At 60.7% G+C, this 22,110-nt stretch carries 27 protein-coding genes and 1 pseudogene; 15 read left to right on the forward strand and 13 right to left on the reverse strand.

All coding sequences use genetic code 11. From position 1 onward, the window contains the following. Positions 1-119: 119 nt before the first annotated feature. Positions 120-806 carry an LrgB family protein gene (locus J1N02_RS08410; RefSeq protein WP_027607634.1) on the reverse strand — a complete coding sequence of 229 codons (687 nt, stop codon included), beginning with the start codon at positions 804-806 and terminating at the stop codon, positions 120-122. Continuing rightward, positions 796-1,182 (reverse strand): CidA/LrgA family protein, encoded by a 387-nt coding sequence (locus J1N02_RS08415; protein WP_368963192.1) that lies wholly within the window; start codon positions 1,180-1,182, stop codon positions 796-798. The genes J1N02_RS08410 and J1N02_RS08415 overlap by 11 nt, the downstream gene beginning before the upstream one ends. A gap of 98 nt (positions 1,183-1,280) precedes the next feature. On the opposite strand from J1N02_RS08415, the gene J1N02_RS08420 reads away from it, so the two are divergent. Next, on the forward strand, positions 1,281-2,177 hold the full coding sequence (locus J1N02_RS08420; RefSeq protein ID WP_368963194.1) for a LysR family transcriptional regulator: 897 nt from the start codon (positions 1,281-1,283) through the stop codon (positions 2,175-2,177). On the opposite strand, the gene J1N02_RS08425 is transcribed toward J1N02_RS08420, so the two are convergent. After that, positions 2,158-2,613: a flavodoxin gene (locus J1N02_RS08425; protein WP_065925982.1), complete on the reverse strand. Its 456-nt coding sequence runs from the start codon at positions 2,611-2,613 to the stop codon at positions 2,158-2,160. The genes J1N02_RS08420 and J1N02_RS08425 overlap by 20 nt on opposite strands. A gap of 129 nt (positions 2,614-2,742) precedes the next feature. Here J1N02_RS08425 and J1N02_RS08430 point away from each other — a divergent pair, with 129 nt between their 5' ends. Next, positions 2,743-3,210, forward strand: a complete 468-nt coding sequence (locus J1N02_RS08430; protein ID WP_027607638.1) for a PAS domain-containing protein — start codon at positions 2,743-2,745, stop codon at positions 3,208-3,210. A gap of 59 nt (positions 3,211-3,269) precedes the next feature. After that, entirely contained in the window at positions 3,270-3,875 is a 606-nt protein-coding gene (locus J1N02_RS08435; protein WP_027607639.1) for a hypothetical protein, read from the forward strand. Between the two features lie 2 nt (positions 3,876-3,877). Here J1N02_RS08435 and J1N02_RS08440 read toward each other — a convergent pair whose 3' ends face one another. Further along, positions 3,878-4,837 carry a MerR family transcriptional regulator gene (locus tag J1N02_RS08440; protein ID WP_368963197.1) on the reverse strand — a complete coding sequence of 320 codons (960 nt, stop codon included), beginning with the start codon at positions 4,835-4,837 and terminating at the stop codon, positions 3,878-3,880. A gap of 214 nt (positions 4,838-5,051) precedes the next feature. Between J1N02_RS08440 and J1N02_RS08445 the strand changes: the two genes are divergently transcribed. From J1N02_RS08445 to J1N02_RS08470, 6 genes are read left to right on the forward strand one after another with little or no spacing between them, the layout of a single operon-like run. After that, complete coding sequence (locus J1N02_RS08445) at positions 5,052-5,612, forward strand: antibiotic biosynthesis monooxygenase (protein ID WP_027607641.1); 561 nt, start codon at positions 5,052-5,054, stop codon at positions 5,610-5,612. Between the two features lie 57 nt (positions 5,613-5,669). Then, positions 5,670-6,380 carry a dihydromonapterin reductase gene (gene folM, locus J1N02_RS08450; RefSeq protein WP_027607642.1) on the forward strand — a complete coding sequence of 237 codons (711 nt, stop codon included), beginning with the start codon at positions 5,670-5,672 and terminating at the stop codon, positions 6,378-6,380. 20 nt (positions 6,381-6,400) lie between these two features. After that, a complete protein-coding gene (gene folE / locus J1N02_RS08455; protein WP_027607643.1) occupies positions 6,401-6,961 on the forward strand; it encodes a GTP cyclohydrolase I FolE in 561 nt (186 codons plus the stop codon). A gap of 2 nt (positions 6,962-6,963) precedes the next feature. Beyond that, complete coding sequence (gene folX, locus J1N02_RS08460) at positions 6,964-7,335, forward strand: dihydroneopterin triphosphate 2'-epimerase (RefSeq protein WP_003194073.1); 372 nt, start codon at positions 6,964-6,966, stop codon at positions 7,333-7,335. Positions 7,336-7,358: 23 nt separating this feature from the next. Then, a complete protein-coding gene (locus J1N02_RS08465; protein ID WP_027607644.1) occupies positions 7,359-7,655 on the forward strand; it encodes a DUF1244 domain-containing protein in 297 nt (98 codons plus the stop codon). Further along, positions 7,648-7,989 carry a HopJ type III effector protein gene (locus tag J1N02_RS08470; RefSeq protein WP_027607645.1) on the forward strand — a complete coding sequence of 114 codons (342 nt, stop codon included), beginning with the start codon at positions 7,648-7,650 and terminating at the stop codon, positions 7,987-7,989. Before J1N02_RS08465 ends, J1N02_RS08470 begins: the two co-directional genes overlap by 8 nt. 102 nt (positions 7,990-8,091) lie before the next feature. Here the strand turns inward: J1N02_RS08470 and trxB are convergent, their stop codons facing one another. Then, entirely contained in the window at positions 8,092-9,054 is a 963-nt protein-coding gene (trxB, locus tag J1N02_RS08475; protein ID WP_025858049.1) for a thioredoxin-disulfide reductase, read from the reverse strand. 294 nt (positions 9,055-9,348) lie between these two features. Between trxB and cysZ the strand changes: the two genes are divergently transcribed. Together cysZ and J1N02_RS08485 are read left to right on the forward strand one after the other, a co-directional pair. Further along, on the forward strand, positions 9,349-10,113 hold the full coding sequence (gene cysZ, locus J1N02_RS08480) for a sulfate transporter CysZ (RefSeq protein ID WP_027607646.1): 765 nt from the start codon (positions 9,349-9,351) through the stop codon (positions 10,111-10,113). Between the two features lie 54 nt (positions 10,114-10,167). Continuing rightward, positions 10,168-11,346 (forward strand): glycosyltransferase family 4 protein, encoded by a 1,179-nt coding sequence (locus tag J1N02_RS08485; RefSeq protein ID WP_027607647.1) that lies wholly within the window; start codon positions 10,168-10,170, stop codon positions 11,344-11,346. 936 nt (positions 11,347-12,282) lie between these two features. On the opposite strand, the gene J1N02_RS08490 is transcribed toward J1N02_RS08485, so the two are convergent. The 7 genes from J1N02_RS08490 to rplU all read right to left on the reverse strand — a co-directional run bounded on the left by J1N02_RS08490 (position 12,283) and on the right by rplU (position 17,898). Then, a complete protein-coding gene (locus J1N02_RS08490; protein WP_092359315.1) occupies positions 12,283-13,386 on the reverse strand; it encodes an NADH:flavin oxidoreductase in 1,104 nt (367 codons plus the stop codon). A gap of 194 nt (positions 13,387-13,580) precedes the next feature. Beyond that, a complete protein-coding gene (locus tag J1N02_RS08495; protein WP_027607649.1) occupies positions 13,581-14,063 on the reverse strand; it encodes a glutathione peroxidase in 483 nt (160 codons plus the stop codon). 101 nt (positions 14,064-14,164) lie between these two features. After that, entirely contained in the window at positions 14,165-14,629 is a 465-nt protein-coding gene (locus J1N02_RS08500; RefSeq protein ID WP_027607650.1) for a CreA family protein, read from the reverse strand. A gap of 16 nt (positions 14,630-14,645) precedes the next feature. Continuing rightward, positions 14,646-15,764 (reverse strand): glutamate 5-kinase, encoded by a 1,119-nt coding sequence (proB, locus tag J1N02_RS08505; protein WP_065939004.1) that lies wholly within the window; start codon positions 15,762-15,764, stop codon positions 14,646-14,648. Between the two features lie 109 nt (positions 15,765-15,873). Continuing rightward, a complete protein-coding gene (gene cgtA, locus J1N02_RS08510; RefSeq protein WP_015885843.1) occupies positions 15,874-17,097 on the reverse strand; it encodes an Obg family GTPase CgtA in 1,224 nt (407 codons plus the stop codon). Positions 17,098-17,291: 194 nt separating this feature from the next. Then, positions 17,292-17,549: a 50S ribosomal protein L27 gene (rpmA, locus tag J1N02_RS08515; protein ID WP_003176049.1), complete on the reverse strand. Its 258-nt coding sequence runs from the start codon at positions 17,547-17,549 to the stop codon at positions 17,292-17,294. A 34-nt stretch (positions 17,550-17,583) separates the two neighbouring features. Then, positions 17,584-17,898 carry a 50S ribosomal protein L21 gene (gene rplU / locus J1N02_RS08520; RefSeq protein WP_003176051.1) on the reverse strand — a complete coding sequence of 105 codons (315 nt, stop codon included), beginning with the start codon at positions 17,896-17,898 and terminating at the stop codon, positions 17,584-17,586. Between the two features lie 239 nt (positions 17,899-18,137). Here rplU and J1N02_RS08525 point away from each other — a divergent pair, with 239 nt between their 5' ends. From J1N02_RS08525 to J1N02_RS08535, 3 genes are all read left to right on the forward strand, one after another. Then, entirely contained in the window at positions 18,138-19,106 is a 969-nt protein-coding gene (locus J1N02_RS08525; RefSeq protein ID WP_027607652.1) for a polyprenyl synthetase family protein, read from the forward strand. A gap of 192 nt (positions 19,107-19,298) precedes the next feature. Continuing rightward, entirely contained in the window at positions 19,299-19,640 is a 342-nt protein-coding gene (locus tag J1N02_RS08530) for a zinc ribbon domain-containing protein YjdM (RefSeq protein ID WP_003230858.1), read from the forward strand. 159 nt (positions 19,641-19,799) lie between these two features. Then, complete coding sequence (locus J1N02_RS08535; protein WP_003194088.1) at positions 19,800-20,057, forward strand: hypothetical protein; 258 nt, start codon at positions 19,800-19,802, stop codon at positions 20,055-20,057. Positions 20,058-20,117: 60 nt separating this feature from the next. Here J1N02_RS08535 and J1N02_RS08540 read toward each other — a convergent pair whose 3' ends face one another. Beyond that, positions 20,118-20,735 carry an FKBP-type peptidyl-prolyl cis-trans isomerase gene (locus J1N02_RS08540; protein ID WP_003176055.1) on the reverse strand — a complete coding sequence of 206 codons (618 nt, stop codon included), beginning with the start codon at positions 20,733-20,735 and terminating at the stop codon, positions 20,118-20,120. A 262-nt stretch (positions 20,736-20,997) separates the two neighbouring features. Here J1N02_RS08540 and J1N02_RS08545 point away from each other — a divergent pair. Next, a pseudogene (locus J1N02_RS08545) lies at positions 20,998-22,014 on the forward strand (methyl-accepting chemotaxis protein); the annotation flags it as partial. Positions 22,015-22,110 lie beyond the last annotated feature (96 nt).

The following is a 22,110-nucleotide window of genomic DNA, read 5'->3' on the forward strand; positions in this document are numbered from 1 at the left end:
GTTTTTTTGTGTGATGGGCCAGTCTAGTCAGACCTCATGGCCGCCGGAGTTGCCTTGGCAGCCAGCTTGATGACCGAGCGGGTCAGTTCAGAGAATAGTTGAAGTTTGTTTAAAGCGCGTCAGAGAAGCGCCGCCAGAAAAGGCACGGCAAACAGGTTGAGCAACCCCGTCAACACCATCACCAGGCCGGCGACCGAGCCCTCTTCGCCACCCACTTCATGGGCGCGGCTGACACCCGCACCGTGGGCGCCCACGCCAAACAATGCGCCACGTGCCAGGGGTGTCCGCAGCGGCAGCCATTTGAGCAAGACACCACCGAGCATGGCGCCGAACACACCGGTGAACATCACAAACACCGCCGTCAGCTCCGGCACGCCACCCAGGTCGGAAGACACCGGCATGGCGAACGGTGTGGTGATCGAGCGCGGCACCAGCGACATCGTCACGGCGCTGTCCAACGCCAGGGCTTTTGCCAGGCCGAACGAGGTCGCGATCGACGCCACGCTGCCCGCCATCATGCCCAGCAACAACGCTGGCCAGTGCCGCGCCAGCAAGCGGCGCTGCTGCCAGATCGGCACGGCAAACGCCACAGTCACCGGGCCCAGCACCAGCATCAGCCAGTGGGTGTCGGTGGCGTATTCGGCATAGGCGGTGTGCATCGGCAAGGCCACCGCCAGCAACAGTGCCGGCACCAGGATCAGCGGCGACAGCAGGTAGCGCCCGGTACGTCGGTAGAGCCAGCGGCTGAATACGTAGGCGCCCAGGGTCAAGGCGAGCCAGAACACCGGCATCAGCTCAAGCTTCATGGCGCAACCTCCAGCGGCACACCGCTTCTACCGTAAACGCCGTGACCAGCATCACCGCCAGCGTGCTCAAGCCGATCACCAACAGGATGCGCCAGCCATCGTTGCGCAGCAGGCCACCGTAATCGAGCAGGCTCATCAGGGCCGGGATGAAGAACAGCAGCATCTCGGCCATCAACACCCCGGCGCCCAATTGCAGTGCCGCCGGTTTGACCAGGCCGCTGGCGAACGTTGCCAGCAACAGTCCCAGGCCCACCACGCCACCGGGAATGGGCCAGGCCAGCCAGGTCGCCAACTGGGTGCCCAGCAGATAAATCGCGAGCAGCACGACCAGTTCAGTCAGCAAACGGCCAAGGTGTTTGATGGGAAAACGTTTCATGGGCTTTGGGTCCTCGCAGGCCCCCATTTTAGAGCGAGGCCTTTCATCCCCACAGCGAATTGTTAGACTGCAAGCCATTCCAAACTGGAATCAGGCCGATGGAATTCAAACAGCTGCGCAGCTTTGTCGAAGTGATCCACCGAGGGGGCTTTACCCAGGCAGGGAAAACCCTGCATATCAGCCAGTCCGCCGTCAGCAAACAGGTGGCGCAACTGGAGCAAAGCCTTGGCACGCCGCTGCTCGACCGCATCGGCTCGCAGATCCGCCTGACCGCCGCCGGCCAGGTCGTACTGCAACGCGCCGAAGCCATGTTGCGCCTGCAAGCCGAACTGCTGAGCGAGCTGGACGATATGCAGCAGCTCACCCGCGGCGAGTTGCGCCTGGGCCTGCCGCTGCTGGCGGGTGACACGCTGTTCGCCGGGTTGTTTGCCGAGTACCGCCGGCGCTACCCGAACGTCACCATCCAACTGCTGGAAGGCGGTAGCCGCAATATCGAACAGGCCATCCTGAGCGGTGAGCTGGAAGTGGGCGGCAGCTTGAAACCCAATGACCCGGCGTTTGCCTGGCAAGCCTTTTGCGATGAACCCCTGGACGCACTGCTGCCGATTGACCATCCCCTGGCGGACAACGCCCAGGTGCGCCTCGAGGAATTGGCGGACACACCGTTCCTGATGTACCAGCGCAGCTTTGTGCTTAACGACCGCCTGATGCAGGCGTGTCAGCAGTTGGGTTTTACCCCGAAGGAAATCGGCCGCAGCGGCCAGGCGGATTTCCTCGCCGCCTTGGTGGCCGCCGGCCAAGGCGTGGTGCTGCTGCCCAGCGTGGTCGCCCGTGGGCTGGTGCGACCTGGGGTGGTGCGCCTGACGTTGAAGGCGCCCGACTACCTGCGCTGGGACATTGCCTTTATCTGGCGTGAGGGCGCCTACCTGTCGAAAGCCGCCCAGGCCTGGCTGGCGTTGTTACGCGAGTTTCCGGTCAAGCGCGCAGTGCAGTGACCAGCTCGGCCAGCCATGGCTCGGCGTCGGCTTCCGGGGTGACGCTTTCGCTGGCGTCCAGGCGCAGCATCGGCAGCACTTCACGCACACCCAACTCGCCGAACAGCTCGCGCATTTGCTCGCCACCGCCACAGAAGGTATCGCCGTAGCTGGCATCGCCCAGGCCGATCACTGCGCCGGGCAGGCCGCGCCAAGCGGCGGGCAGTTGGTCGCGAATGGTTGAATACAGGGGTTGCAGGTTGTCGGGCAATTCGCCCATGCCGGTGGTGGAGGTCACCGCCAGAAAGGCTTGCGGACTGAAGGCTATTACATCCGCCAAGGTCGCACGGGGATTGTGCCAGGCCTCAAAGCCGGCCTTGTTGAGGAGGTCGGCGGCGTGGCGCGCGACTTCTTCAGCCGTGCCGTACACCGAGCCGGAAAGGATGGCGACTTTCATCAATCTGATCCTGTAGTTGAGCGAAAGCCTGGGATATTAGCAGCTGGCGCAAATATTTCGGCGCCCGCCGTGCAAGATTCAAGGCATGTCTTAAACTGCCCACTCCAACCACAAGCCATGGACCGCTCAATGATTAACGCCAAGCTGATGCAAATGGTGATCAACGCTTCCAACGACGGCATCGTCGTCGCTGAAAGAGAAGGCAAGGACAAGCCGCTGATCTACGTGAACCCTGCATTCGAACGGCTGACCGGCTACACCCTCGACGAAATCCTCTATCAGGATTGCCGCTTCCTGCAATCCGGCGACCGTGACCAGCCGGCCCTGATGGCCATCCGTGAAGCGCTGGAGAACGGCGGTGCCTGCCGGGAAACCCTGCGCAATTACCGCAAGGACGGCAGCCATTTCTGGAACGAACTGTCCCTTTCAACGGTTTACAACGCCGCGGACAAGCAGACGTATTTCGTCGGTGTACAAAAGGACGTCACGCTCCAGGTCAAGGCCCAGCAGCGTGTCGCGCAGCTGGAAAGTGAACTGGCCGAGGTCAAGGCCGAGCTGGCAGCGCTCAAAGCGACAAGCGGATTAAACAAAATTTAGAAACTGCGGCCATAACAGCGGATAATGGCACTTTAATACCTCTCCATTGAGCAAGCACGATGCAACGCAATGCGCTTCTGACCCAGGATGAGCTGGATTTCATTCAGAGCATGCAGCACAACCCGCAACTCAACCTGCGGGATGCTTCGTCGAGCCTGACCGTCAACGGCGGTGCACAGATTCGCGACTTGCTCACCCGCCTGGCCGCCCATGACCACCTCACCATCCAGGCGCAGTTCGACAACCAGCAACTGACCTTCCCCCTGCATCTGGTAGAGGATGAGTTCAATGCGGTGCATCTGCGTTTGGGCGTGCCGAGTATTTTCGAAGACGGGCCGATGATACGCCCGTGGCGCCTGGCGCTTGAAACGCCGGTGGCGCTGGAGAACATCCGCGGTGCTGCTGGCGCCCTGCGGGTGCATGAAGTGTCATTCAAGGGTGTGCTGGTGGAGATTCGCAGCCGGATCAAGCCGCCAAAAACCTTTTCCCTGTGGTTCAGCCCGTCGGGCTACGAACGCATCGCGCTGCGCGGCTCGTTCGAGCGGGAAACGGCGCGAGGTTTGTTTGCCTACCGCTTGAGCCAAAGCGACGTGGATGAAACCGAGCGCCTGCGTCAGTTCATCCTGCACCAGCACCGCCTGGTCCACCCGCACATGCATGCCTGAAATCAGGTATCCAGCGCGCCGCTGAGAAACTGTTGCAAGCGCCGCCGCATCAAGCGACCTTCATTGCCCAGGCAGCCGATGGACGTGCCGGCCAGGCCGTCCTCGGCAAGATCCGACGCCGCACCTGCAAGCAGCAGCGGGCAATCCAGGGTCAACGCCAAGCGGTTCAAACGCCCGGCAAGATCATGGTTATGCGAGTAATTGGAGAAGAGGATCAGCGCCTGTGGGTGAGTCTTCTCGCAGACCAGCGTCAACTCGTCAAACGGCTGTCCCATGCCCAGCACTTTCACGGCCAGGTCATCCCGGCTCATCAAGAGCGCCGCCACCAGCAACTCCAACTTACGGCACTCACCCGCCATGGCCGCCAGCAATACCCGCGGCACGGGTGAAGCACACGCCAGTTGCAGGCGCTCCAAGGCACGTACTCGCAGGAAGTTGTCGAAGAACAGCCACTCGCTGGCCTGGCCGAAACGCCCCTGATGACGCAACAGCTCATTCCACAGGGGCATCAGAATGTCCTGGAACACCACGTCAAGTGGGTAGGTAGCCAGGACCTGCCCATACACACGCTCCAGTTGACGGTCATCGAAGTCGCTGACGGCCTGCATCAGCCGCGCCTGCCACTGCGGCCATTCGCTTTCCTCGACCGCATTGCGCTGCGCACGAACGGCTTCGGCCTGCTGATCGTCGCGAGCGAGGATCTTGCCCACTTTGCTTACGGCGACGCCGCGTTCGATCCAATCGAGAATACGATGGACTGTCTGTATATCGGCCTTGGAATAGAGGCGATGCCCGCTTTCGGTGCGCGTGGGCTGTATCAGCCCATAACGGCGCTCCCAGGCACGCAGGGTGACCGGGTTGACGCCTGTCAATCTCGAGACTTCACGGATCGGAAACAGCTCATCGGAATCAGTGGAATCCAGATGCGAAACACTTTCAAGCGGAGCAGTAATCACGGGCATTTTTGACCAAAAAACCAACGTTAACTGGGCGCTCATTTAACGCCTTTACACCTGTCTTTTTCAAGTTTCCCGCTTTTCGGACCAATGTCGCTGGTGTATTCGGGTAAAACAGGAATAATCCTTGCCTGCTTTTTACGCGTCGCTGCAACACCCCGCAGCTTCGTCTGTGCGCCACCTACACGGTCCAGTGCACCCGTACATTTGGAGATACACAATGTCTACCTCTCCCGTCACCTTGATGGTTGCGCGCCGCGTGGCCAAAGGGCGCTATGAAGAACTGATGGCCTGGCTGCGCGAAGGCGAGCAATTGGCCACCGACTTCCCCGGTTACCTGGGCTCCGGCGTGCTGGCCCCACCGCCCAATGACGATGAATTCCAGATCATTTTCCGCTTCGCCGATGAGAAGACCCTGCACGCCTGGGAGTTTTCCGCTTCACGCAGTGCGTGGTTGAGCCGTGGCAGCGATTTGTTCGCCGACCCGTCCGAGCACCGTGTACGGGGCATCGATGGCTGGTTTGGCGCAGCGGGTGCCCGTCCGCCACGCTGGAAGCAGGCGGTGGCGATCTGGCTGGCGTTTTTCCCGGTGTCGCTGCTGTTCAACTTCGTCCTGGGGCCGCTGCTCAGTGAACTCGAGCTGGGGCCACGGGTGCTGGTCAGCACAATCGCACTCACGCCCTTGATGGTGTACTGGTTCATTCCGCTGTCGACCCACCTGCTGGCGAACTGGCTGCACCCAGCGCCAGCCCCGCGCAAGGCCTCCGAAGCGGCGGCGTGAGTACAGGGGCGGCCCGTCGCTGGTATGATTTGCGCCTGCCAGCGACGCGAGCCTCCCATGACTGCAACGAACGCCCCGATCCTGATCACCGGCGCCGGCCAGCGCGTCGGCCTGCATTGCGCCGAGCGCCTGCTGGACGAAGGCCAGCCGGTGATTTTCAGCTACCGCAGCGAACGCCCCGGCGTGCAGGCCCTGCGTGAGCGTGGCGCAGTCGGCGTGTTTGCCGACTTTTCCACCGAAGCCGGGATTCTCGCGTTTATCGCTGAACTGAACAGCCACACCCAAAGCCTGCGTGCGATCATCCACAACGCTTCGGCTTGGGTCGCGGAGGCGCCGGGCGACGAAAGCCGTGCCTTTACCGACATGTTCAGCGTGCACATGCTTGCGCCATACCTGATCAACCTGCATTGTTCACCCTTGCTGCAACGCTCGACACCTGCCGACATCGTGCATATCAGCGATGACGTGGTACGCAAGGGCAGCCGCCAGCACATCGCCTACTGCGCCACCAAGGCCGGGCTCGACAGCCTGACGCTGTCGTTCGCCGCGCAGTTTGCGCCGCTGATCAAGGTCAACGGCATCGCCCCGGCGATGGTGATGTTCAACGAAGGCGACGACGCGGCCTATCGCACCAAGGTGCTGGCCAAGTCGGCCCTGGGCATCGAGCCTGGCCCCGAGGTGATCTACCAGAGTGTGCGTTACCTGCTGGACAACCCCTATGTCACCGGTACCACCCTGACCGTCAACGGCGGGCGGCATATCAAGTAAGCCGTTTGTGAGGATGTTGTATGACCTTATCCCTGCCCCACCATTACCGCGAGATCCTCAAGGGCCTGGGCGAAGACCCGGAACGCGAAGGCTTGCTCGACACCCCCAAGCGCGCCGCCAAGGCCATGCAGTACCTGTGTCATGGCTATGAACAGAACCTCGAGGAAATCGTCAACGGCGCACTGTTCGCCTCCGACAACGACGAGATGGTGATCCTCAAGGACATCGAGCTGTATTCGCTGTGCGAGCATCACCTGCTGCCCTTTATCGGCAAGGCCCACGTGGCCTATATTCCGACCGGCAGGGTACTGGGCCTGTCGAAGCTGGCGCGCATCGTCGACATGTTCGCCCGGCGCCTGCAGATCCAGGAAAACCTCACCCGGCAAATCGCCGATGCCATCCAGGACGTGACCCAGGCCGCTGGCGTGGCCGTGGTGATCGAAGCCAAGCACATGTGCATGATGATGCGCGGCGTGGAAAAACAGAATTCAACCATGAACACCTCGGTGATGCTCGGCGCGTTCCGCGAGTCGAACACCACGCGCATGGAGTTCCTGCAACTGATTGGACGGAGCAAGTAGCAATGCCACAACTTCAACCAGGCATGGCGCGCATCCGGGTCAAGGACCTGTGCCTGCGCACCTTCATCGGTATCAATGAGGACGAAATCCTCAACAAGCAGGATGTGCTGATCAACCTGACCATCCTGTATGCCGCCCAGGAAGCCGTGCGCGACAACGACATCGACCACGCGCTGAACTACCGCACCATCACCAAGGCCATCATCGCCCACGTGGAAGGCAACCGCTTTGCCTTGCTGGAGCGCCTGACCCAGGAACTGCTGGACCTGGTGATGAGCAACGAATCGGTGCTGTACGCCGAAGTCGAAGTGGACAAGCCCCATGCGCTGCGCTTTGCCGAGTCGGTGTCGATTACCCTGGCGGCCAGCCGCTAACCCCTGAATTGTCAGTGAGCCCTATGAACGATCAACAACGCCTCGAACTCGAAGCCGCCGCCTTCCGCCGCCTGGTGGCGCACCTGGACAGCCGCAAGGATGTGCAGAACATCGACCTGATGAACCTCGCCGGTTTCTGCCGTAACTGCCTGTCCAAGTGGTACAAGGCCGAGGCCGACGAGCGCCAGATCGAGCTGAGCCTCGATGACGCCCGTGAAGTGGTGTACGGCATGCCGTACGCCGAGTGGAAAGCCCAATACCAGCAAGAAGCCAGCGCCGAACAACAGGCGGCGTTCGCCAAAGGAAAAACCCATGACTGATTTGAACACCCTGCGCGCCAGCCTCGACAGCGGCGCACACGTTTTTGCCGACACCCTGGCGTTTATCGCTGCCGGTTACGATTACCAGCCGCAGGCCTTCACCAACGGCGATGTGGAAAACGCTGCCGGGCAGAACGAAGGTTCGTGCAAGACCTTGGGCCTGGCGCTGCTGGAAGGCTTGAGCGACCAGGAAGCGCTGCTGGCGTTTGGCGAGCATTACCGCTCGGTGGTGGCCACGCCTGAGGGCAGTGACCATGGCAATATCCGCGCGTTGATTGCCCATGGGTTGGCAGGTGTGAAATTCGCCGCCCAGCCACTGACCCGCAAATCCTGAGTCAGATGCAGATCAAAATGTGGGAGAGGGCTTGTCCCTCCCAGATTTAAATTGCACCCATAAAAAAACCGGCCTCGTAGCCGGTTTTTTTATTTCAACAATTTAGAACGCAGCGTCCTTCAAACCGTCGAGGTAACGCTCGGCGTCCAGGGCCGCCATGCAACCGGCGCCGGCCGAGGTGATGGCCTGGCGGTAGACGTGGTCGGCCACGTCGCCGGCAGCGAAGATGCCTTCGATGTTGGTCGCGGTGGCGTTGCCTTCACGACCGCCTTGCACCACCAGGTAACCGTCTTTGGCTTCCAGCACGCCTTCGAACAACGACGTGTTCGGGGTGTGGCCGATGGCGATGAACACGCCGTCGACTTTCAGCTCGTCGAAGCTGCCGTCGTTGTTTTTCAGGCGAGCACCGGTCACACCCATGTTGTCGCCCAGGACTTCATCCAGAGTGGCGTTGAGCTTGAGGATGATCTTGCCTTCGGCGACACGGGCGTGCAGCTTGTCGATCAGGATCTTCTCGGCGCGGAACGTCTCGCGGCGGTGAACCAGGGTCACGGTGCTGGCGATGTTGGCCAGGTACAGCGCCTCTTCCACGGCCGTGTTGCCGCCACCGACCACGGCGACCGGCTTGTTGCGGTAGAAGAACCCGTCACAGGTGGCGCAAGCGGAAACACCCTTGCCCATGAACGCTTCTTCCGATGGCAGGCCCAGGTAGCGAGCGCTGGCACCGGTGGCGATGATCAGTGCATCGCAGGTGTAGACGCCGCTGTCGCCGGTCAGGCTGTAAGGCTTCTTGGAGAAGTCGACCTTGTTGATGTGATCAAACACGATCTCGGTTTCAAAGCGCTCGGCGTGCTCTTTCATACGCTCCATCAACACCGGGCCGGTCAGGCCGTGGACATCGCCCGGCCAGTTGTCGACTTCAGTGGTGGTGGTCAACTGACCGCCCGCCTGCATGCCGGTGATCAGCAGCGGCTTGAGGTTGGCCCGGGCAGCGTAGACGGCAGCGCTGTAACCGGCAGGGCCGGAACCGAGAATAATCACTCGCGAATGACGGGTATCAGACATGACTCACTCCTATCGACCGCCCGGACTACAAGACGGCTGGAATAAAAAAGGGACCACGAAGCACTTGGGGAAGGCTTTAACTCGCAGGCCCTGAAAAATAATGGGTGCAGCGTATCGAGGGGGGCAAGATTAAGGAAATACGGAATAACAATCCAGCTCATAGGCGGTCTCTATGCAGTCAGGCCGATTAATCGACGCCTTTGTTACCGTTGATGTCGTCACACCGACCACGCTTTCGCCTTGAAGGCAAAGCCGGTAAGGTCGGCGCGTTCGTCATCCTGCTCGGAGTTCTCCATGCCCGCCCCTGTTCTTTCCGGCCCGCAATACCTGCGTGAAGGCCTCAAACTGGTGCTGAGCCCCGGCCTGCGGCTGTTTGTGCTGCTGCCGCTGGCGATCAACCTGGTGCTGTTCGTCGGCTTGATCTACTTTGCCGGCCATCAGTTCAGCCTGTGGGTCGACCACTTGATGCCGACCCTGCCCGGCTGGCTGAGCTTTCTGAATTACCTGCTATGGCCGCTGTTTGTAGTGCTGGTGGTGCTGATGGTGTTTTTCACCTTCACCATGCTCGCCAATATCATCGCGGCACCGTTCAATGGCTTTCTTTCCGAGAAAGTCGAAGTGGTGGTACGGGGTACCGATGACTTCCCGGCCTTCAGCTGGGGCGAACTGATTGAAATGGTTCCGCGTACCCTGGCCCGGGAAATGCGCAAGCTGGGCTACTTCCTGCCACGGGCCATCGGCCTGTTTATCCTGTCTTTCATTCCGGTGGTCAACCTGATCGCCGCGCCACTGTGGCTGCTGTTCGGCGTGTGGATGATGGCGATCCAATACATCGACTACCCGGCCGATAACCACAAGCTGGGCTGGAACGAAATGCTCGCCTGGCTGCGCCAGAAGCGCTGGCAGAGCATGAGCTTCGGCGGCATCGTCTACCTGGTGCTGCTGGTGCCAGTGGTCAACCTGTTGATGATGCCGGCGGCAGTGGCCGGGGCGACGTTGTTCTGGGTGCGTGAACAGGGCGCCGAGGCCATGGCGACGCCGAAAGTGGCCAAGTCATAAATCCATCATCTGCATGACACAATGGCGACATGGCCCACGGCGACACTGTGGGTCATGACGACAGCTTCGCTCCACATCACTCTCATCACCGAAACCTTCCCGCCAGAGATCAACGGGGTGGCCAATACCCTTGGCCGCCTGTGCGAAGGTTTGCGCGCGCGCGGCCATCAAGTCGAACTGGTTCGCCCGCGCCAGGGCGCCGATGCAAGCCGGCCCAGCGATGATGGCTTGCTGCTCTGCCGTGGCTGGCCGCTGCCGGGTTACCCCGGCCTGCAATGGGGCCAGTCGTCGATGCACAAGTTGCTGCGCCGTTGGACACGCCAGCGCCCGGACGTGCTGTATATCGCCACTGAAGGGCCGCTGGGGCTGTCGGCGCTGCGGGCGGCACGGCGCCTGGGAATCAGTGTGGTCAGCGGTTTTCACACCAATTTCCAGCAGTACTCCAACCAGTACGGCCTGAGCCTGTTAAGCCGCATGGTCACGCACTACCTGCGCTGGTTTCATAACCGTTCGACCTTGACCCTGGTGCCCAGCGCCAGCCAACGCCTGGAACTGGAGCGTCGGCATTTCGAGCGCCTGGGGATGCTGGCGCGCGGGGTGGACAGCCAGTTATTCCACCCGGCCAAGCGTGACAACGCACTGCGGGAAAGCTGGGGCCTGGAAAACGACGATATTGCCGTGCTGCACGTGGGGCGCCTGGCCCAGGAGAAAAACCTCGGGCTGCTCAAGCGCTGCTTTGACGCGCTGCAGGCAACTTATCCACAGCGTCGGCTGAAGCTGATCATCGTCGGCGATGGCCCGCAACGCCCGATGCTCGAGCGCGACCTGCCCGACGCGGTGTTCTGTGGCACCCAGCGCGGCGAAGAACTGGCGCGGCATTACGCATCAGGGGATGTGTTCCTGTTCCCCAGCCTGACCGAAACCTTCGGCAATGTGGTGCTCGAGGCCATGGCCTCCGGCCTGGGTGTGGTGGCGTACGACCAGGCGGCGGCGACCCAGCATATCCGCCATGGTTACAACGGTGTGCTGGCCATGCCGGGTGATGAGGACGCGTTTTGCGATGCGGCCAGATGGTTGCTGGAAGACAGCGAACATTTGCGCAGGGCCCGCCTCAATGCACGCCAACATGCGAGCCGCCAGGGCTGGCCGGCGATTATCGAGCAGTTCGAGAACCAGTTACGCGATGTGTGCGCAGAACATTCGGCAGCTCCCACACTGCCTGACATTCGTTGAACGCTCTACGAATGACGTAGGCCAATTCCCCGCCCTGCCTGCCTACCCATTGAATACTGGTTTCAACGGTAGGAATCCCTCCCTGAGACTGCCTGAATCGGTACGCCACAACAGGATATTTCCGGAACGTCGAGCGAATTATCACCACTGATATGACACCTGCCGTAAGAGGGGGTGTGCCCCTGTGAAACACACTCGAACGAGGCAGGTCATTCATGCTGAAAAACTAATAGAGAGCACTATGTCGACACTGATAAATGGATCAATGGCGCTGAGATTCCAACCATTCAACCCCTCCGCATGGGCATCCCCATCAGGAAGCGGTCACAACCACCAGAACCACGCAAACACTGGCTGGAACCGCCCGCAACCTTCGCGCCCGCAAAACAACTGGCAAACGGCGCAGAATGACTGGCAACGCCCATCGCACACCCCTGACAACCGCCCGCAGTCCACACGCCCGCAAAACGCCTGGCGGCCGGCGCAGAACGACTGGCAACGCCCACCGCATAACCCTGACAACCGCCCGCAGTCCACACGCCCGCAAAACGCCTGGCGGCCGGCGCAGAACGACTGGCAACGCCCACTGCACAACCCTGACAACCGCCCACAGTCCACACGCCCGCAAAACGCCTGGCAGCCGGCGCAGAACGCCTGGCAACGCCCGCAGCCCACTGACGGCCTCCCACGACCTGGCGGTACGCGCCCAAACCAGGAGCAATGTTCCGTCAGGCCACCTCAATGGGCACGTTCCGACCAGACGGACAGCACTTCTAGCTTTAACCAATATGGACCAAGGACAAGGCAATAAGCATTGAGGCGAATGATGGTCTGAACACAAGCGGAAGGCCGGGTACTCAATACCCGGCCTTTCGCCTGAAACAGCTAAACCTTCACGCTCAGCCGTCGATAGTGACCGCAGGCCTGGGCTCCCCCCTACACCAGGGTCGTCAACGCCTCGCGACTGAACGGCAGAATGTCGCCTTCACGACCTTCACGCACCTTCACGGCCCAATCCGGATCTACCAGCAGCGCACGACCAACAGCGACCAGGTCGAACTCGTCGTTGTTCAAGCGCTCCAGCAGTTTTTCCAGACTGGCCGGTTGGGCGACCTTGTCGGTATTGACCATGAACTGCAGGAATTCGCCATCCAGGCCGACACTGCCCACGGTGATCGTCGGTTTACCCGTGAGTTGGCGGGTCCAGCCGGCGAGGTTGAGGTCGGAACCTTCGAACTCCGGCTCCCAGAAACGGCGGGTGGAGCAGTGGAAAATATCCACACCGGCATCAGACAACGGCTTGAGGAATTCACCCAACGCCTCGGGGGTTTGCACCAGGCGTGCGGTGTAGTCCTGCTGCTTCCATTGGGAGAAACGCAAGATGATCGGGAAGTCCGGGCCGACGGCGGCGCGGGTGGCCTGGATCAGTTCGATGGCAAAGCGCGACCGGTTGGCCAGGCTGCCGCCGTATTCGTCGGTGCGCTGGTTGCTGCCTTCCCAGAAGAACTGGTCGACCAGATAGCCATGGGCGCCATGGATTTCCACGCCGTCCATGCCGATGCGCTGGGCATCCTTGGCGGCCTGGGCAAACGCGGCAATCACCTCCTGGATGTCCTGGGCGGTCATGCCGTGGACGACCACGTTGCCATCCTTGAGTTTTTCCATCGGGCCGTAGGCCGGCACACTGGCGTCAGGCTCGGTACCGATGCGGCGCACACTGCCCACGTGCCAGAGTTGCGGGACAATCTTGCCACCTTCGGCGTGCACGGCATCGACGACCTTCTTCCAACCGGCCAGCGCCGCCTCGCCGTAGAAATGCGGGACATTCGGGTAGCCATTGGAGGCCGGGTGACCAACCACGGTGCCTTCGGTAATGATCAGGCCCACGCCGGCAGCGGCACGGCGGCGGTAGTACTCGATGACCTTGGAATCAGGCACGCCACCTGGGGAAAACGAACGGGTCATCGGCGCCATGACTACACGGGTCGACAGCTGCAGTGCACCGAGCTGGAACGGTTTGAACAGGGCTTGGACAGGCATGGGAGCACTCCGCGGAAAACGAGGTTTATGATGCGGATAATATGGGGAGTGCAGCGTGCCGAATAGCACTATTGATTTGGGTGATTAAGGGGTATGAAAGCAGCGGCTAGCTGCAGGTTTAAAGCTGCAAGAGCCGCGCATGTGCTTCTACTTGCAGCTTCAAGCTTACAACTTGAAGCTGCACCGGCAGGTGTTCAACTCAGGGCTTTTTCGATGGCCTGCACGACCGTCGGATCATCCGGTGCAGTGCGCGGCGAGAATCGCGCGAGGACCCGGCCATCCTTGCCCAGCAGGAATTTCTCGAAATTCCAGGTGATATCCCCTGGAAACTCTGCACCCTCGCCCGCCAGCAAACGGTACAGTTGGTGACGCTCAGGGCCGTTCACATCGAGTTTGCTGCCCAGGGGGAAGGTCACGCCGTAGTTCAGGCTGCAGAACTCGCGGATTTCTTCCTCGGTGCCCGGTTCCTGGCCAGCAAACTGGTTGCACGGCAGGCCAAGCACGGTAAAACCCTGGTCCTTGTACTGCTGATAGAGGTTTTCCAACGCAGCGTACTGCGGGGTCAAGCCACATTTGGAGGCTACGTTGACCACCAGCACAACGTGCCCCTTGAAGGGCGCCAGCGGCAGCTCTTGTCCGTCCAAAGCTTTGAGTTTCAGGTCGTGGAAAGCACTCATGACGAACTCCAGATTTCCCATGTTCTTAGCAAAGCAGCGCTTCGAGATTACAACCCGCAAGCCTGCAATCATAGACGCCGATTGCAAAACTCGCCTGCGGATTACTGAGCGGTCGGCCACGGCAGAATAGGAATCGCCGTCACCGCGTTCTGCGGGCTGCCTTCGATCAAGCGGTCACTGTAGACCAGGTACACCAGGGTATTGCGCTTCTTGTCGAGGAAACGCACCACCTGCATGGTCTTGAACACCAGCGAGGTGCGCTCCTTGAACACTTCGTCGCCGTCCTTGAGCTCGCCCTTGAAGCGAATCGGGCCGACCTGACGGCAGGCGATCGAGGCTTCGGCACGGTCTTCGGCCAGGCCCAGGCCGCCTTTCACGCCACCGGTCTTGGCGCGCGACAAATAGCAGGTCACGCCGTCGACCTTGGGGTCATCGAACGCTTCGACCACAATCCGGTCGTTGGGGCCGACGAACTTGAACACCGTCGACACCTGGCCAACTTCTTCGGCCGAAGCCAGCAGCGGCAGGGCCAGCAGCAGGCCGAGCAATCCCTTCATCACGCGCATCGTGTATTCCCTTTGTTTAGACCAGGATCAGGTTATCGCGGTGAACCAGTTCCGGCTCCGCCATGTAACCCAAGAGTCCGACAATCGCGTCAGACGATTGTCCGATGATTTTCTGCGCTTCCAGGGCGCTGTAGTTGGCCAGGCCCCGGGCGATCTCACGACCGTCGGGCGCCACGCACACCACCATCTCGCCACGGCGGAAGCTGCCCTGCACCAACTTGACGCCCACCGGCAGCAGGCTCTTGTTGCCCTGGGACAACGCCGACACCGCGCCATCGTCGAGCACCAGGGTGCCACGGGTTTGCAGGTGCCCGGCCAGCCATTGCTTGCGCGCCGCGAGCATGCCGCGTTCGGGCGACAGCAGCGTACCGATGCGCTCACCCGCCTTGAGGCGATCCAGCACACGCTCCAGGCGCCCACCGACGATGATGGTGTGGGCCCCGGAACGTGCTGCCAGGCGTGCTGCGCGCAACTTGGTCTGCATGCCGCCACGCCCCAGGGCGCCGCCGACGCTGCCGGCCACGGCGTCGAGCGCCGGATCATCGGCGCGCGCTTCGTAGATCAGTTGGGCATCGGGGTTATGGCGTGGGTCAGCGTCGAACATGCCGTCGCGGTCAGTGAGGATCACCAGCAGGTCGGCCTCCACCAGGTTGGCCACCAGCGCGGCCAGGGTGTCGTTGTCGCCGAAACGGATTTCGTCGGTGACCACGGTGTCATTCTCGTTGATCACCGGGATGACCTTGAGCTCCACCAGCGCACGCAAGGTGCTGCGGGCGTTGAGGTAGCGCTTGCGGTCGGACAGGTCGTCGTGGGTCAGCAGGATCTGCGCCGTGTGGCGGCCGTGCTCGGCAAAGCTGGATTCCCAGGCTTGCACCAGGCCCATCTGGCCGATGGCGGCGGCGGCTTGCAGCTCATGCATCGCGCTGGGTCGCGCGGTCCAGCCGAGGCGGCTCATCCCGGCGGCAACTGCCCCGGACGACACCAGCACCAACTCGACACCTGCTTCATGCAAGGCCACCATCTGCTCGACCCAGACGCTCATGGCTGCACGATCCAGGCCTTTGCCATCTGCCGTCAGCAGCGCACTTCCGATCTTTACGACCCAGCGCTGCGCACCTGTCACTTTGCTCCGCATCATCTTCAACCTTAGATTGAGGGCCGCGCGACCCAGCGCCGCCCATAACGTTATACCCGGATACCAAAACGCCGCTCCTGGGAGCGGCGTTCAAGTTTATCGCAACGGATCAGTCGCGCACGTAAATGATTTCCGGACCGTCTTCGTCATCCACGTCTTCTTCGTCCCAATCATCGTCGCCAATGTCATGGACCGACTTCACGCCGCTGCGGCGCAGGGCACGCTGGTCGTCCAGGGCTTGCAACTGGGCACGGGCCTCGTCTTCGATCTGCTGATCGAGTTCGGCGAGTTCGGCCTTGAATACCGGGTCGGCCGCCAGACGGTCGGCACGGTCTTCCAGGTAGCGCATGATGTCGCGGGTCAGGCGCTCGGTGCCTTCTTTGGCGATCGCCGAGATCACGTAGACCGGACCGGTCCATTCCAGGCGATCGACGATTTCCTTGACGCGCTCCTCGTGCTCTTCCTCGAGGATCTGGTCGCATTTGTTCAGCACCAACCAGCGATCACGCTCGGCCAGGGCCGGGCTGAACTTGGTCAGCTCGCTGACGATCACTTCGGCGGCGTCCGGTGCACTGGTGTCATCCAAGGGCGCCATGTCGACGAGGTGCAGCAGCAAACGGGTGCGGGACAAATGCTTGAGGAAGCGAATCCCCAGGCCTGCGCCGTCGGAAGCCCCTTCGATCAGGCCGGGAATGTCGGCGATCACAAAGCTTTTCCAGCGGTCGACGCTGACCACGCCCAGGTTTGGCACCAGGGTGGTGAACGGGTAGTCGGCGACTTTCGGCTTGGCGGCCGACACCGAGCGGATGAAGGTACTTTTGCCGGCGTTCGGCAGGCCCAGCAGGCCCACGTCAGCCAGTACTTTCATTTCCAGCTTCAGGTCACGCTGCTCGCCCGGCTTGCCCGGCGTGGTCTGGCGCGGTGCACGGTTGGTACTGGACTTGAATCGGGTGTTACCCAGACCGTGCCAACCGCCCTGTACAACCATCAGTTTCTGGCCGGCCTTGGTCAGGTCGCCAATCACTTCCTGGGTCGCGGAGTCGATGATCGTGGTGCCGACCGGTACGCGCAGTACCAGGTCTTCGCCTTTTTTACCGGTGCAGTCTGTGCTGCCGCCGTTGGAGCCACGCTCGGCATCGAAATGCCGGGTGTAACGGTAGTCCACCAGGGTGTTGAGGTTTTCGTCGGCCATCATGTAGATGGAACCGCCGTCACCGCCGTCACCGCCGTTGGGGCCACCGTTTTCGATGAATTTTTCGCGACGGAAACTCATGCAACCGTTACCGCCGTCGCCTGCTTTTACTCGGATGGAAACTTCATCAACGAACTTCATAACAAAACGCCTCTCGCCGCACGGACGAGCTTAAGAAACCAAGACATAAGACTCTTGCAAAAATGAGCGCAGCGACCTCAATCAACAGCCGCAAATCCAGCTGCTTGAGCCCATTACAAACAGCTTTGCAAGAGACTCACTCCACAAACGAAAAAGCCCCGTCGCAAGACAGGGCTTTTCCAGCGATCGCGCAATTAAGCGGCGACAACGCTCACGTAACGGCGGTTGAACGCGCCTTTTACTTCAAACTTGATCACGCCTTCGATTTTCGCGAAGAGGGTGTGATCTTTACCCATGCCAACACCGTAACCGGCGTGGAATTGGGTGCCGCGCTGACGCACGATGATGTTGCCCGGAATGATTTTCTGGCCGCCATACATCTTAACGCCAAGGCGTTTGGCTTCTGAGTCGCGACCGTTACGGGTACTACCACCAGCTTTTTTGTGTGCCATGAGTCAATTCTCCTAGTGAGGAATTAGGCTGAAATTAAGCCTGAATACCGGTGATTTTGATCTCGGTGTACCACTGGCGGTGGCCCATACGCTTCATGTGGTGCTTACGACGACGGAACTTGATGATGCGGACTTTATCGTGACGACCTTGGGAGATCACTTCAGCCACAACGGTAGCGCCAGCAACAACTGGAGCGCCGATGTTCACGTCATCGCCATTGGCGACCAACAGAACGCGATCAAAGGTAACGGATTCGCCGGTAGCGATTTCCAGTTTTTCGATCTTCAGGTATTCACCTGGGGCGACCTTGTATTGCTTGCCACCAGTAACAATTACTGCGTACGACATGGTATTTCTCCGATAATCCTGCTCACCCAGCGCTTTATAAGAAGAGGTATTGGCTGGCATGGCTGCATGGGATGGACGTCCCGAATGCAATTGCGTAAGGCAGGTGCTGCCCAGGAAGTTCAGGGTGCGCGATTGTACGCAAGGTAAATGGGTGTTGCAAGTGGCCGTCTATCGCGCCTTGACACCCGGGGGTCAGGGTCCTAGCATGCCGCGCAACCCTTCTGGAGCGACTGTCGCTGATGCAACCCCAAGCTTTCTACCGCGCGGTCGCGGACGATTTTAGCGCCGTCGACGGCATCATCAAGCAGCAGCTGACGTCTAAAGTGCCGCTGGTCTCCAAAATTGGCGACTACATTACGTCGGCGGGCGGTAAACGCCTGCGTCCTTTATTAGTGCTGCTGTGTGGCAAGGCCCTGGGCCGCGAAGGCGATGACCTGCGCCTGCTGGCCGCCACCATCGAATTCCTGCACACCGCGACCCTGCTGCATGACGACGTGGTCGACATGTCCGGCATGCGCCGTGGCCGCGAGACCGCCAATGCGATGTGGGGCAATGCCCCGAGCGTGCTGGTGGGCGACTTCCTGTACTCGCGCTCGTTCGAAATGATGGTCGAGCTGGGCTCGATGCCGGTGATGAAGATTCTTTCCCAGGCCACGCGCATCATCGCTGAAGGCGAAGTGCTGCAGCTGTCCAAGGTTCGCGACGCCAGCACCACCGAAGAAACCTATATGGAAGTGATTCGCGGCAAGACCGCGATGCTCTTCGAAGCCTCCACACACAGTGCCGCCGCGCTCTGTGGCGCGACCGCCGAGCAGGCCGAAGCCCTGCGGACCTTCGGTGATCACCTGGGCGTGGCATTCCAGCTGGTGGACGACCTGCTCGACTACCGTGGCGATGCAGAAACCCTGGGCAAGAACGTCGGCGACGACCTGGCCGAAGGCAAACCGACCTTGCCGCTGATCTACACCATGCGCGAAGGCACGCCGGAACAGGCGGCCCTGGTGCGCAAGGCGATCCAGAAAGGCGGGATCGAAGACCTGGAGGCCATCCGCGCTGCCGTGGAAGCGTCCGGTTCCCTGGAGTACACCGCGCAACTGGCGCGTGACTACGTGGCCCGTGCGATCCAGTGCCTGCAAGCCCTGCCGGCCAGCGAGTACCGGGATGCCCTGGTTGAGCTGAGTGAGTTTGCGGTCGCGCGTACTCACTAAAACATACCTGCAAGACCAATGTGTGAGGGGGCTTGCTCCCGATAGCGGTGGATCAGCCGGTCGATGTATCGACTGGAACACCGTCACCGGGGGCACGCCCCCTCCCACATTTGGATTTCATACAGCCTGCGACATCACAAAACCCTATATAATGTGCGACTTTTAGTCATCCCTGAATCTCAAGGAGCTTTAGTGAGCACGTTGCCACCCTGCCCGAAATGCAATTCCGAATACACCTATGAAGACGGCGCCCAGCTGATCTGCCCGGAATGCGCCCATGAGTGGTCCGCCAATGGCGAGGCCGAAGTGGCCGGCGATGAAACCGTGAAGAAAGACTCTGTGGGCAACGTCCTGCAGGACGGCGACACCATCACCGTGATCAAAGACCTCAAGGTCAAGGGTACGTCCCTGGTCGTGAAGGTCGGCACCAAGGTCAAGAACATCCGCCTGTGCGACGGCGACCACGATATCGATTGCAAGATCGACGGTATCGGCCCGATGAAACTCAAGTCCGAGTTCGTGCGCAAAGTCTGAACCTGCTGCATCCATCCCGCGCCCGCGCGGGATGGCGTTTTGCCCTCCCCGTTGACCCCTCGCAATATCCACACAGAAAAACCAGGAAACTGCCAATAGGCACTTGCTATTCTACGAATAAGAATTATTCTCATTGAAACCCATCAAGGAGATGTACCCATGACTTATTTGATAGATGCCTGGCTCGACCGCCCACACCCTTACCTGCGCATCCTTCATCGGGAAACCGGCGAAGTCTGTGCGGTGCTGGAAGAAGAAGCGCTGAATGAATTGCAGGATCAGGGTGACCTGGACGTCAACGGCCTGAGTTCGAGTGAACCAGGAGTGCTCAAGGAAGTGGTGCGTAATCTGTTTCTGTTCTGCTATGCCCGAGCGTTGCGCCCGGCGACGGAGCTCAATGGCAAGTTCCATCCATGAACACACCGGCAAAACACTGTGGGAACGAACGACCCCGTTCCCACAGGTAACCAGCAGGTCTTACAGAACGTCGAGCAGTTCGACGTCGAATACCAGCACGCTGTGCGGCGGAATGCTGCCAACGCCTTGAGCGCCGTAAGCCAACTCGCTCGGCACGTACAGGCGCCATTTGCTGCCGGCATTCATCAGTTGCAGGGCTTCGGTCCAGCCGGCGATCACGCCGCCTACCGGGAATTCTGCAGGCTGGCCACGCTCGTAGGAGCTGTCGAACACAGTGCCGTCGATCAAGGTGCCGTGGTAGTGAGTACGAACCTGGTCTTCACGGGTCGGCTTGGCGCCGTCACCAGCGGTCAGCACTTCAAATTGCAGGCCGGAAGCCAGGGTGGTGATGCCATCACGCTTGGCGTTTTCAGCCAGGAACGCCAGGCCAGCGCCGGCAGCGGCTTCAGCCTTGGCAGCGGCCTCGGCTTGCATGATTTCGCGGATGACCTTGAAGCTGGCGGCCATTTGCTCCTGGTCAACACGGCTTGGTTTGCCGGCGAATGCATCGGTCAGGCCAGCCAGGATCGCGTCCAGGCTCACACCCGGTGGTGGGTTGTCGCGCAGTTGGTCGCCCAACTGACGGCCGATACCGTAGCTGACGCGGGTTTCGTCGGTGGACAGATTAACTTCGGACATGAAGAGGCTCCGCTGTAGGGCAGCACTGGAAACAGTGATGTGCGCGCCGCCCTGAACTAAAAGGGCCAGCAGACTAGCACACAAGACCTGCCCGTGATGAGCCCTGCACGGTAGCGCGACACCGGGATCGCGACCCTTCGTCGCAGGCACGATAAAAGCGCTTCAGATTCAAACCCTTTCGCCGATACAGGCCTACACACCTTGGCTGGCTCAAACAACAACACCGTCCAGCAGACAAAAAATCACCTTCGCGGAGCATTCGATGAACAGCTGGTTCGGTAACATCAGCGTCAACCTCAAACTGGGCCTGGGCTTCGGCCTGGTACTGGTTCTCACCTCAATCCTGGCCTTCACCGGCTGGACCAGCCTGGGCAGCCTGATCGACCGTAGTAACTGGATGAGCGATATCACCCAGCTCAACGCGTCGCTGACCAAACTGCGCATCGTGCGCCTGCAATACATGTTGGCCAACGGTGATGAAGCCGTGGCGCAGAACGTGCAGACCAGCCTGGATGCCTTTGCTGCCCAGCAACAGAAACTCCTGGACAGCTTCAAGAGCCCGGAAAACGTCAAGCTGCTCAACGAGCAGAAAGCCATCATCACGGCTTATCAGCAATCCCTGAACAAAATGCGTGAGGCTTACCGTAACGGCAACGCTGCTCGCCAGGTCATGGGGGACAAGGCCGATATCGCCAACGCCCAGATCGATGCGCTGGACACCAGCGTGCAGCAGATACCCGACAGCCCGGAGCGCTTCACTCAGTTCCAGGCGGTGACCAACGCCAAGCAGGCGTTCCAGTTGGCCCGCTACGAAGTGCGTGGCTACACCAACAACGTCAACCCGGACACCGAAGCCCGCGCTGCGGCACAAATCGAGAAAGCCATCGGCGGCTTGAAAGGCCTCAGTGTCGCATTCGGCGCCAGCCAGCAAAGCGCGCTGAGCGCCCTGGAAACCGCCCTGGGCGCCTATCGCACAGCCGTTCAAAACTACAAGACGGCCAACGCCAATATCGTGGCTGCCCGTGCCGAAATGACCACCCAAGGCGCCGATATCGTCACCATCAGCGACAAGCTCTACGACATCCAGCTGGATCGTCGCGACGCCGAAAGTGCCCAGGCCCGTAGCCTGCAGTTGATCAGCACGCTGCTGGCACTGCTGGTCGGTATCATCGCGGCACTGGTGATCACCCGCCAGATCACCCGTCCACTGCAGGAAACCCTGGCTGTGGTTGAGCGCATCGCCTCCGGCGACCTGAGCCACAATATCCAGGTCACCCGTCGCGATGAACTGGGCGTACTGCAACAAGGCATCCAGCGCATGGGCACCACCTTGCGTGAACTGATCAGCGGGATTCGCGACGGCGTGACCCAGATC

Origin of the sequence: Pseudomonas sp. NFX5 (assembly GCF_049132125.1) — a bacterium.
Classification (GTDB): Bacteria; Pseudomonadota; Gammaproteobacteria; order Pseudomonadales; family Pseudomonadaceae; genus Aquipseudomonas; species Aquipseudomonas marginalis.

Coding starts and splice junctions, on each gene's coding strand:
- J1N02_RS08410 (WP_027607634.1), bottom strand. CDS start 806: ATGAAGCTTGAGCTGATGCCGGTGTTCTGGCTCGCCTTGACCCTGGGC.
- J1N02_RS08415 (WP_368963192.1), bottom strand. CDS start 1,182: ATGAAACGTTTTCCCATCAAACACCTTGGCCGTTTGCTGACTGAACTG.
- J1N02_RS08420 (WP_368963194.1), top strand. CDS start 1,281: ATGGAATTCAAACAGCTGCGCAGCTTTGTCGAAGTGATCCACCGAGGG.
- J1N02_RS08425 (WP_065925982.1), bottom strand. CDS start 2,613: ATGAAAGTCGCCATCCTTTCCGGCTCGGTGTACGGCACGGCTGAAGAA.
- J1N02_RS08430 (WP_027607638.1), top strand. CDS start 2,743: ATGATTAACGCCAAGCTGATGCAAATGGTGATCAACGCTTCCAACGAC.
- J1N02_RS08435 (WP_027607639.1), top strand. CDS start 3,270: ATGCAACGCAATGCGCTTCTGACCCAGGATGAGCTGGATTTCATTCAG.
- J1N02_RS08440 (WP_368963197.1), bottom strand. CDS start 4,837: ATGCCCGTGATTACTGCTCCGCTTGAAAGTGTTTCGCATCTGGATTCC.
- J1N02_RS08445 (WP_027607641.1), top strand. CDS start 5,052: ATGTCTACCTCTCCCGTCACCTTGATGGTTGCGCGCCGCGTGGCCAAA.
- folM (WP_027607642.1), top strand. CDS start 5,670: ATGACTGCAACGAACGCCCCGATCCTGATCACCGGCGCCGGCCAGCGC.
- folE (WP_027607643.1), top strand. CDS start 6,401: ATGACCTTATCCCTGCCCCACCATTACCGCGAGATCCTCAAGGGCCTG.
- folX (WP_003194073.1), top strand. CDS start 6,964: ATGCCACAACTTCAACCAGGCATGGCGCGCATCCGGGTCAAGGACCTG.
- J1N02_RS08465 (WP_027607644.1), top strand. CDS start 7,359: ATGAACGATCAACAACGCCTCGAACTCGAAGCCGCCGCCTTCCGCCGC.
- J1N02_RS08470 (WP_027607645.1), top strand. CDS start 7,648: ATGACTGATTTGAACACCCTGCGCGCCAGCCTCGACAGCGGCGCACAC.
- trxB (WP_025858049.1), bottom strand. CDS start 9,054: ATGTCTGATACCCGTCATTCGCGAGTGATTATTCTCGGTTCCGGCCCT.
- cysZ (WP_027607646.1), top strand. CDS start 9,349: ATGCCCGCCCCTGTTCTTTCCGGCCCGCAATACCTGCGTGAAGGCCTC.
- J1N02_RS08485 (WP_027607647.1), top strand. CDS start 10,168: ATGACGACAGCTTCGCTCCACATCACTCTCATCACCGAAACCTTCCCG.
- J1N02_RS08490 (WP_092359315.1), bottom strand. CDS start 13,386: ATGCCTGTCCAAGCCCTGTTCAAACCGTTCCAGCTCGGTGCACTGCAG.
- J1N02_RS08495 (WP_027607649.1), bottom strand. CDS start 14,063: ATGAGTGCTTTCCACGACCTGAAACTCAAAGCTTTGGACGGACAAGAG.
- J1N02_RS08500 (WP_027607650.1), bottom strand. CDS start 14,629: ATGCGCGTGATGAAGGGATTGCTCGGCCTGCTGCTGGCCCTGCCGCTG.
- proB (WP_065939004.1), bottom strand. CDS start 15,764: ATGCGGAGCAAAGTGACAGGTGCGCAGCGCTGGGTCGTAAAGATCGGA.
- cgtA (WP_015885843.1), bottom strand. CDS start 17,097: ATGAAGTTCGTTGATGAAGTTTCCATCCGAGTAAAAGCAGGCGACGGC.
- rpmA (WP_003176049.1), bottom strand. CDS start 17,549: ATGGCACACAAAAAAGCTGGTGGTAGTACCCGTAACGGTCGCGACTCA.
- rplU (WP_003176051.1), bottom strand. CDS start 17,898: ATGTCGTACGCAGTAATTGTTACTGGTGGCAAGCAATACAAGGTCGCC.
- J1N02_RS08525 (WP_027607652.1), top strand. CDS start 18,138: ATGCAACCCCAAGCTTTCTACCGCGCGGTCGCGGACGATTTTAGCGCC.
- J1N02_RS08535 (WP_003194088.1), top strand. CDS start 19,800: ATGACTTATTTGATAGATGCCTGGCTCGACCGCCCACACCCTTACCTG.
- J1N02_RS08540 (WP_003176055.1), bottom strand. CDS start 20,735: ATGTCCGAAGTTAATCTGTCCACCGACGAAACCCGCGTCAGCTACGGT.